This window comes from Vibrio sp. YT-18, from assembly GCF_033337345.1.
GTDB lineage: Bacteria > Pseudomonadota > Gammaproteobacteria > Enterobacterales > Vibrionaceae > Vibrio > Vibrio alginolyticus.
Genome location: NZ_JAWOQO010000282.1, coordinates 1 through 1,039 on the forward strand (window position 1 = coordinate 1; position 1,039 = coordinate 1,039).

Annotated in this window: 3 protein-coding genes; all 3 read left to right on the plus strand. The window is 47.2% G+C overall.

Annotated elements, in window-relative coordinates:
- Positions 1 to 211 (plus strand): hypothetical protein (locus tag R7M72_RS26000; RefSeq protein WP_318056580.1); only part of this gene is annotated, 211 nt, incomplete at its 5' end.
- Complete coding sequence (locus R7M72_RS26005; protein WP_025533287.1) at positions 208 to 762, plus strand: DUF6162 family protein; 555 nt, start codon at positions 208 to 210, stop codon at positions 760 to 762. The genes R7M72_RS26000 and R7M72_RS26005, both read left to right, overlap by 4 nt.
- A gap of 22 nt (positions 763 to 784) precedes the next feature.
- On the plus strand, positions 785 to 1,039 hold a 255-nt coding region (locus tag R7M72_RS26010), incomplete at its 3' end, for a metal ABC transporter solute-binding protein, Zn/Mn family (protein WP_318056581.1).

The window sequence follows — 1,039 nt, forward strand, 5'->3', positions numbered from 1 at the left end:
GATTTGCGAAACTGGCTACTCTGATGGCTCAACCGCGATCGATTACGATGTCGAAATGTACGACTACGAAGATAACCTCATCGCCAAAGTTAGAACAGACAAGCGTTCTATTGCCGAGTTTTCTCATCCAGAGACTGATTTCTACTTGGTTTTCGATGCCGGTCATGAAAGCCCAGTTGAAGTGGATGTGGTTGAGCTGAAAGAGAAATGATCACACAAAAAGTTCGTCCCGATAACGGTAGCCGAGAAGGGAAATGGGTGGCACTTACCATCGCTGGTATTCTTGCTTGCGCCAGTGTTTTGATGCCTCTGCACCAAGTTGATTCTCCCCATTCTGAAGTGCTTTCTCATCAAATTCGAATCACGGACTTGCACCAAGAAGAGCTCGGTTTGATTGCCGAGCTAAAACTGGCGCATGAAGAACTGCGCGATTTACACGCAGAGTCCGGCACCTGGCCAGATACGGAAGAGATGGCGTCACTGTGGATTGCTCCCTTTGTTCAAGATCAAAACTGGAAGCGTAAAGGTTCGCATCAATGGCAGAGCATTGGTGACGGGATCTACTTGGGCATCAGACAGAGTGAGCAAGGGGCGGCTTCAATGATTCTAGATAGTCGTCAAAACCACGCCGACATTTGGCTAATCGATGCCCATGGTTTTGCGCCAACCCCAACATTGAGCGAAGAAAGCCATCGCCATCAACAGGGGTGGCAACAGCTAATTCTCTCTTCTCCATCTTCTGCTCACCCTTCGCACACTTAACTCAATTCAAAGAATACATATTATGATCACACGTTCGCTTTTACGTTCCATGTTTGCATCTTGCGCTTTATTGGTCGCTAGCACGTCCAGTTTCGCGAGTGACAAAATGAAAATTGGTATCACGCTTCAGCCTTATTTCAGCTATGTGCACGCTGTTGTTGGTGACAAAGCGGAAATCTTGCCGCTGGTGGATGCTGGCTTTAATCCACATAACTACTTACCGCAACCGAATGATCTAAAACGTCTCAATGAAATGGATGTCATCGTGGTGAATGGT